The sequence below is a fragment of the Kitasatospora sp. MBT63 genome, assembly GCF_000710465.2.
Lineage (GTDB): Bacteria > Actinomycetota > Actinomycetes > Streptomycetales > Streptomycetaceae > Kitasatospora.
This window is the reverse complement of record NZ_JAIZ01000553.1, coordinates 17,553-25,087: the sequence shown is the minus strand read 5'-3', so window position 1 is coordinate 25,087 and position 7,535 is coordinate 17,553. Positions and strand designations below refer to the sequence as shown.

At 73.4% G+C, this 7,535-nt stretch carries 8 protein-coding genes and 1 riboswitch; of the genes, 3 read left to right on the top strand and 5 right to left on the bottom strand.

What is annotated here, in order from left to right; genetic code table 11:
* Nucleotides 1-120 precede the first annotated feature (120 nt).
* Nucleotides 121-1,773 carry a malate synthase A gene (gene aceB / locus AA75_RS29310; RefSeq protein ID WP_033823300.1) on the bottom strand — a complete coding sequence of 551 codons (1,653 nt, stop codon included), beginning with the start codon at nt 1,771-1,773 and terminating at the stop codon, nt 121-123.
* Between the two features lie 190 nt (nt 1,774-1,963).
* On the opposite strand from aceB, the gene AA75_RS29305 reads away from it, so the two are divergent.
* The gene (locus tag AA75_RS29305) at nt 1,964-2,758 is read left to right on the top strand and encodes an IclR family transcriptional regulator (protein ID WP_158515580.1); all 795 of its coding nucleotides are present in this window, start codon (nt 1,964-1,966) and stop codon (nt 2,756-2,758) included.
* Between the two features lie 37 nt (nt 2,759-2,795).
* Here AA75_RS29305 and AA75_RS29300 read toward each other — a convergent pair whose 3' ends face one another.
* A complete protein-coding gene (locus AA75_RS29300; protein ID WP_033823298.1) occupies nt 2,796-3,098 on the bottom strand; it encodes an antibiotic biosynthesis monooxygenase in 303 nt (100 codons plus the stop codon).
* Nucleotides 3,099-3,178: 80 nt separating this feature from the next.
* Between AA75_RS29300 and AA75_RS29295 the strand changes: the two genes are divergently transcribed.
* Nucleotides 3,179-3,664 (top strand): hypothetical protein, encoded by a 486-nt coding sequence (locus tag AA75_RS29295; RefSeq protein ID WP_033823297.1) that lies wholly within the window; start codon nt 3,179-3,181, stop codon nt 3,662-3,664.
* 3 nt (nt 3,665-3,667) lie between these two features.
* Here the strand turns inward: AA75_RS29295 and AA75_RS53780 are convergent, their stop codons facing one another.
* On the bottom strand, nt 3,668-4,858 hold the full coding sequence (locus tag AA75_RS53780; protein WP_082526906.1) for a glycoside hydrolase family 16 protein: 1,191 nt from the start codon (nt 4,856-4,858) through the stop codon (nt 3,668-3,670).
* Nucleotide 4,859: 1 nt separating this feature from the next.
* Nucleotides 4,860-5,032: riboswitch (cyclic di-AMP (ydaO/yuaA leader) on the bottom strand.
* 130 nt (nt 5,033-5,162) lie between these two features.
* The gene (locus AA75_RS51050; protein WP_233289244.1) at nt 5,163-6,005 is read right to left on the bottom strand and encodes a helix-turn-helix domain-containing protein; all 843 of its coding nucleotides are present in this window, start codon (nt 6,003-6,005) and stop codon (nt 5,163-5,165) included.
* A gap of 126 nt (nt 6,006-6,131) precedes the next feature.
* Between AA75_RS51050 and AA75_RS29280 the strand changes: the two genes are divergently transcribed.
* Nucleotides 6,132-6,461 carry a MoaF N-terminal domain-containing protein gene (locus AA75_RS29280; RefSeq protein ID WP_033823296.1) on the top strand — a complete coding sequence of 110 codons (330 nt, stop codon included), beginning with the start codon at nt 6,132-6,134 and terminating at the stop codon, nt 6,459-6,461.
* Between the two features lie 3 nt (nt 6,462-6,464).
* Here the strand turns inward: AA75_RS29280 and AA75_RS29275 are convergent.
* Nucleotides 6,465-7,535, bottom strand: a 1,071-nt coding sequence (locus tag AA75_RS29275) for an alpha/beta hydrolase-fold protein (RefSeq protein WP_082526905.1), incomplete at its 5' end; no start/stop codon positions are given.

Genomic DNA, 7,535 nt, shown 5'->3' with positions numbered 1-7,535 from the left:
GGTGCGGGGGGCCCCCGGCCGGGCCGCGTCACGGCGCTGTACACAGCGGCGCAGACGGTGCGGGCAGTGCTACAGCCTGGCAGGCGGCGGCCGGCTCGCGGATGGATAGATTGGGCTCGTTCAGCCGAGCAGGGGCAGCGCGGGCAGGGTGAGGAAGTCGACGAACTCCTCGGCCAGCGCGACCTGTTCGAAGAGCCTGGCGGCCTCGCTCCAGCGCCCACCGGCGTAGACCTGGTCGCCCAGTTCGGCGCGCAGCGCGGTCAGCTCCTCGGCCACCAGCCGGCGGACCAGGTCGGCGGTGGCCTTCTCGCCGGTGTCGGCGAGGATGACGCCGTTGTTGATCCACTGCCAGATCTGCGAGCGGGAGATCTCGGCGGTGGCGGCGTCCTCCATCATGTTGAAGATGCCGACGGCGCCCAGGCCCCGCAGCCAGGCCTCGATGTAGCGCAGCCCGACCTGGACGGCGTTGTGCAGTCCGGCCTCGGTGCACTGTCCGCCGGCGCCGGCGATGTCGAGCAGTTGGGCGGCGGTGACGGGCTCGGACGGGCCCGGGTCGTCCTTCTGGTTCGGGCGCTCGCCGAGGACGGCGTCGAAGGAGGCGCGGGCGACCGGGACGAGGTCCGGGTGGGCGACCCAGGAGCCGTCGAAGCCGTTGCCGGCCTCGCGGTCCTTGTCGGCCTTGACCTTCTCCAGGGCGGCCGCGTTGACCTCGGGGTCCTTGCGGGAGGGGATGAAGGCGGCCATGCCGCCGATCGCGTGCGCGCCGCGCCGGTGGCAGGTCTGCACCAGCAGGCGGGTGTAGGCGGCCATGAACGGGGAGGCCATGGTGACGCTGTTGCGGTCGGGCAGGATGTAGTGCTCGCCGGCGTCGCGGAAGTTCTTGACGATGGAGAACAGGTAGTCCCAGCGGCCGGCGTTCAGCCCGGCGGCGTGCTCGCGCAGTTCGAAGAGGATCTCCTCCATCTCGAACGCGGCGGTGATGGTCTCGATCAGCACGGTGGCGCGGATGGTGCCGTGCGGGATGGCGAGGGCGGCCTGCGCGTGGGTGAAGACGTCATTCCAGAGCCGGGCCTCGAGGTGGCTCTCGGTCTTCGGCAGGTAGAAGTACGGGCCGGAGTTCGGGTCCTGCTCGCCCTTGGCGAGCAGCCGGGCGGCGTTGTGGAAGAAGTACAGGCCGAAGTCGAGGAAGGCGCCGGCCACCGGGGTGCCGTCGACCAGCAGGTGGTTCTCGTCGAGGTGCCAGCCGCGGGGGCGGACCACGACGGTGGCCAGCTCGGCGGCGGGCTTCAGGGTGTAGGCCTTGCCCGCCTCGGAGGTGAAGTCGATCCGGCCCTCGAAGGCGTCGATCAGGTTGATCTGGCCGGAGACCACGTTCTCCCAGGTGGGGGCGGTGGCGTCCTCGAAGTCGGCGAGCCAGACCTTGGCGCCGGAGTTGAGGGCGTTGATCACCATCTTGCGGTCGGTCGGCCCGGTGATCTCCACCCGGCGGTCCTGGAGCGCGCGGGGGGCGGGGGCCACCTGCCAGTCCCCGGCCCGGACCTCGGCGGTCCCGGGCAGGAAATCCAGCGTCCCGGCCGCGGCGATCTCGGCACGGCGGGTCTTTCGTCGGGTCAGGAGCTCCTGCCGGCGACCTTCGAAGGCACGGTGGAGGCCGACGACGAAGGCGACCGCCTCCGGGGTGAGCACCTCCTCGGCGCGGGGAACGCGCGGACCGGCGACAGTGACGACCGGGGCGGCGGGGGAAACGCCGTCAGGTCCCTGATCTGCACCCATGGGCAGGACACTCCTTGGACGGTTGTGAAAGCTTGGGGAGCTCCGGTGGGAACTTCCCAGATCCGAACCCACCTACCGGCGGGTTTCGTTCTGTAGGGTGGAGACTAGTTTCCGCGATACAGAATTTCAACGGTTTGTTGAGCTAGATCGCTGGGACTCTACTCCTCCCGCGACAGTGAAGGGAACGCCGGTGGCCAGCACCCCCGCCGAAGCACCGACAGGCACCGAGCGAGCCTCCGGTGGCGTGCAGTCCGTCGAGCGCGCCTTCCAGCTGCTGGAAGCGCTCGCCGATTCGGGTGGCATCGCCACCCTGAGCGAGCTGTCCACCACCTCCGGTCTGCCGATGCCCACCATCCACCGGTTGATCCGTACCCTCGTCCAGCAGGGGTATGTCCGCCAGGACACCGCCCGCCGCTACACCCTCGGCCCCCGGCTGATCCGGCTCGGCGAGACCTCCGGCCGGCTGCTCGGCAGCTGGGCCCGCCCGTACCTGGCCGAGCTGATGGAGGCCACCGGCGAGACCGCGAACCTGGCGGTACTGGAGGGCGGCGAGGTGGTCTACGTCGGCCAGGTGCAGTCCCGCCGCTCGATGCGGATGTTCACCGAGGTCGGCCGCCGGGTGCAGCCGCACTGCACCGGCGTCGGCAAGGCACTGCTCGCCCAGCTGCCCGAGGAGGAGACCCGCGCCCTGCTCGGCCCGCAGCCGCTGCAGTCGCACACGCCGTACACCGTCACGGACCCCCAGGAGCTGATCGCCCAGCTCGCGCACGCCCGCGAGGCCGGCTACGTGGTCGACGACCAGGAGCAGGAGATCGGCGTGCGCTGCATCGCCGTCGCGGTACCCGGCGCGCCGACCCCGACCGCCCTGTCGGTCTCCGGGCCGGAGGCGCGGATCAGGGCGCTGGAGGCGGCGGCCGGCAGTGCCGCACTGGTACCGGTGATGCGTCAGATCGCCCTGCGGCTCGGGCAGGTGCTCGCCCCCTGACGGCCCGTCCGAGGGCCGCCGGGGGCCCCGGCCGGGCTCAGCCGGGCCGGACCGCGGTGGCCGTGAGCACGTAGACCGTCAGGTCGGGCTCGGTGCCGGCCTCGCGGAACAGCCTGGGCGCGGCGGCCATCTTCGGGTCCGCCCGCACCGCCTCCAACGCGGCCAGGTCCCGCCACAGGCTCTGCACCCGCCAGTGCCGGTCCGGCCCGCGCAGCAGTTCCGTCCGCAGCAGCCCGTCGGGCAGCTCGGCGGTGATCAGGGTGCGGTACGACGCCACGAACCCGGCCTCCCGGTCCTCGGCGATCCGGCCGCTCACCTCGCTCAGCACCTGCTCGGACACCCGTGCCTCCTCCGCTCTCGTTCCGCCATCGGTCGCTACTGTGAGTATCGGCCAGAGTACGGACGGCGGAGGGGTACGACATGTCCGAGAGCGTGGGCCCGCGGGCGGCGGGCAGGTCGGCCGCGGTGCTGCTGGCCCTGTGCGGAGCCCTGGGGGCCGTCCCGGCCGCCCCGGTGGCGGCCGGCGCGGACCTGCTGGTGGTCCGGCTGGACCCGGACCCGGCCCCGCCCGGCGGCAGCACCACCCTGCACGGCTTCGTCGCCAACGGCGGCCCCGACCGCACCGCCTCGGCGTTCACCGTCCTGGCCGAGCTGCCGGCCGGCTTCGCCTTCGAAGGCCCGTACTTCCCGGACTCCTGCACCACCGGGCCCGGCGCGCACCTGCTGCGCTGCACCTTCCCGGCGGGGCTGCCCGCCGGCCGTAGCGCGACCGTGCTGGCGCCGGTCCGGGTGGCACGCGAAGTGCCCCCCGGCACACGGGCCGAGGGGCACCTCCTGGTGATCGGCACCGACGACCGCGACGCTGCGGACGACGGCACCCCGTTCACGCTGAGCGTGTCACCGTGACGGTCAGCGGTAGACCCGCACGTAGTCCGCGGCGAACGTGATCGGCGCGGTGCCGGTGGGCGCCGGGTGGTACTGGCCGGCGCTCAGCGACAGGTTGAGGATCAGGTACGCGGACCAGTTGGCGCCGACTCCGGTGTTGTCGGAGAACACCTTCACGCCGTTGACGTACCAGTCGACCGAGTTGGCGCCGTAGTAGGTGCCGATGGTGACCCACTTGTCCTTGGCCACGGCGTTGGCGTCGGTGTAGTACTTCGAGCCGGACTTGACGTGGTTGGTCAGCTCCAGCAGGTTCGGGTTGTCGGGGTGGTACTCGAAGGAGTCGATCTCCCCGTTGCCGTTCTTCCAGGTCCACAGCGCCGGCCAGGCCCCGCTGCCGGACGGCAGCTTCACCAGGGTCTCGGCGTAGTCGCCGGTCCTCACCTGGAAGCCCTCGCCGGAGTACTCGGTGGTGAGCAGCCCGGTGTCCCAGGACTGCCTGCCGTTCTCCAGCTTGTTGGCACCCGGCTTGGCGGTGAAGGTGGCGACGCCGCCGGAGACGCTGACCCCGTCCTTGCTCAGCCAGTCGAGCTTGTTGTCGTCCGGGTTGTGGTTGCCGTACTTGTACGAGCTGCTCTTGTCGGTGGTCCAGCGGGTGGTGTTGAGGCTGTCGAACTCGTCGGACCAGGTCAGCGCCTTGCCGGGGACCGGCGATCCGGTGCCGGGCGCCGGGGCGGGGGCCGGCGTCGGCGTGGGGGTCGGCGTGGGAGTCGGGGCCGGGGTGGGCGTCGGGGCCGGCGCGGGGGTGGCCGAGCCGCCGACCGTCAGCGTCTGCGAGGGCAGGTTGTGCCAGGCGTTGGCGGAGTCCTGCCAGAACCCGAACTGGGTGTAGGTGCCTGCCGGCAGGGTGCGCGCGGCGCTGGTGAAGGTGACACCGCCCGGGCAGATCTGCACGTTGCTCGCGTTGCCGGGGAAGTCCAGGTTGTGGCCGGCCGCGTCACGGACGCCGACACCGAGCGTCTTGGCGGTGAAGCAGCCGGAGGAGTGCACCGTGAGGGTCGCCTTGGCGGCGGTGTCGGCCGCCATGGCCGTCGGGGAGAGCCTGTCCTGGGTCACCGTGGGGGTGGCGGCCGAGGCCTGGCCGACCAGCGGGACGCCGGCGAGCACGGTCGCGCCGGCGAGCAGGCCGAGGCGTGCCGGGGTGGGCGAAAGTCGCATGGAGGATCCTCTGCGACGCCTGCGAGGTGAGCTGTCGGGTTCGGGCACGAGGCTGCCCGGCCGCCGGTGGGGAGCGGCTTCACCCCTAGCCGCGCGCCCGGCTCCGGTGGGAGCGGGGGCGCGACGGCAACAAACCTGGTTCCCCCGCTCCTGTCCAGAAGGTGATCGGGTGGCCGCCGTCGGGTGGACAGGACTAGGCGTCCCGACCGCGGGTCTGCCCAGCCGGGCATCCCGTGCAGGCTAGGCAGATGGGTCGTGCACCGACAATGAGATGTCCCTCACAGCCGCGGCCCCGGCCGCGCGGTCACCAGAACCGGGGCTGCCCGGGGATGCTCTCCAGGTCCGCCAGCACCAGCTCGCGGTCCTCGGGCCCGGCGATCTCCTCGGCGGCGGACAGCGCCTGCTCGGTCCAGGCACGGGCCTGCTCCGGCTCGCCCGCCACCGCCGCCGCACGGGCCAGCGCCTCGTACGCGAAGGCCAGGTCCCAGTCGCCGATCCCGTGCTCCCGGCACAGCTCCAGTGCACGCCGGGCGTGGTGCAGGGCGGGTTCCGCCCGGCCCAGCACGGCGTACACCCGGGAGCACTGCCACTCCCCGCGGCCGAGGTTCACCGGCGCGCCGACCTGCCCCCAGTGGTACCGCGAGGCGTGCGCCATGTGCACCATCCGGTCGTCGTCGGCCGCGGAGCGGTCCTCCTGCTCCAGCAGCCGCCAGACGCCGTTGAACAGGTCCACCGCGAGCTGCCGCTCGTCGCCCGCGGCGACCGCCTGTGCTTCCTCACCCATGACCGTGCCGATCCCTTCCTCGATCAGATGATCCGTCCGGTGGACGGCCCCGCGCAGCCGGTCGAGCCGCGCCTGCAGCCGCCGCCGGTGCCCGGCCAGCACCCGCTGCACCAGCTCGGGCTCGCCGCCCGCCGCCAGGCACTCCCCGACCTGCTCCAGCGGCAGGTCGACCGCGCGCAGCGCCCGTACCAGGCGCGCCCCCGGCACCTGCCCGGCGCGGTAGTACCGGTAGCCGGTGTCCGGGTCCACCTCGGCGGGGCGCAGCAGGCCGACCCGGTCGTAGTGGCGCAGCGCCTTGGCGGTCAGGCCGGTGCGCCGCGCCATCGCGCCGATGGTGAGCAGGTGCTCGCTCTGGTCCGTCACGCCGACGAATCTAGGACCTTCCCCCGCGGGAACCTCAAGCCGCCGGTCCCCGGCGGTCCGCTAGGTTGGGGGGTGCGGCCGGAGCACCGGCCGCGGCCGCCGCGACCGTTCCCAGGAGCACCCGAGATGACCGCGCCACTGCCTGGCTTCGCCGGACGCACCTACCTGTTCGACGTCGACAACGGTGCCGCCTTCCGCAACTCCTACTCCGCGGACGGGACCAGGCTGCGCTGGGAGGGCCTCGGCGAGTCGGCCGGCCAGTGGGAGGACGTCCGGCTGCACGTCGCCGAGGTCGGCCCGCAGGTGTACTTCGTCAGCTGGACCGAGCAGAGCGGCATCACCGTCAGCCATGTGATGGACCTCACCACGCTCACCGTCCGGGTCTTCTGGACGTACGAGGGCGAGGGCGGCCGGGTCGGCGAGCTGCACACCGGGAAGCTGCAGCCGGTCGGCTGAGCCTCAGCCGGCCCGCAGGCGCCCTGACAGCCACTCCAGCGCGGGCGGCAGCAGCGTGCTCCAGGTCCGGAAGTTGTGGCCGCCCTCGGGCACCGTCGCGGTCGCCAGGGAGAGCGGCGGGCGGGCCGCGGCGGCGAACGCCCGGGTGTCCGCCGCGTAGTCCCCGTCCCCGCGCTCGGCCCCGGCCAGCAGCACCGCCGCCTCGGGCGGCGGCAGGTTGCGCAGCCGCCACAGCAGGTCGGCCTCGTCGCGGCGGCGGGCGCTCCCCCGGAACAGGTCCCCGGTGGACGGGTCCTCGGCCGCCCGGTAGTAGCCGGACATCGAGACCGCGCTGGGGAAGACCTCCGGGTGGCGCATCGCCAGCTTGAGCGCGCAGTACCCGCCGGTGGAGTTGCCCATCACCGCCCAGGCCCGCGGCAGCGCCGAGACCCGGTACCCGGCCGTGATCGCCCGGGGGACGTCCCGGGTGAAGTAGGTCTCCGACTGCGCGCCGCCGGGCACGTCCTCGCACTCGGTGTCGGCGGGCATCGCCGGGGACGGCCGCAGCAGGACCAGGACGGCCGGCTGCATCCGGCCGTCCAGGTTGAGGCGCAGCGCCGTGCCCGGGTAGTTGAGCCGGGTGATCAGGTTCCGGGCGTCGCCGGGGAAGCCGGTGAGCACCACCACCGCGGGGAAGCGGCGGTCCGCGTAGGCGGGCCGGAAGTACTGCGGCGGCAGGTAGACGTAGCCCTCGGTGGTCAGCCCGGACAGCGGGCCGGCGATCCGTACGCGCTGGATCTCGCCCGCCGCGCCCGGCTGCCTGGCCACCGGGCCGCCGCCGCGCACCGTCTCGCGGCCGAGCAGCCGCACCCCGCCGTCCCCGGCCGCGGGGACCACGGTGACCGGGCCCGGGCCGCCGGTGCCGAGCAGGTCGTCCCAGCTGCCGTAGAACGAGAAGTAGTCGTTGGCGGCGAGGGCGAGCGCGCCGAGCAGGGCCAGCTGGGCCGCCAGCAGCACGCCGATCCGGCCGAGCACGGCGAGCACGCCCGGGCGCGCCAGCCGGGGCCAGCACCCCACCGTCGCGGCCGGCACCAG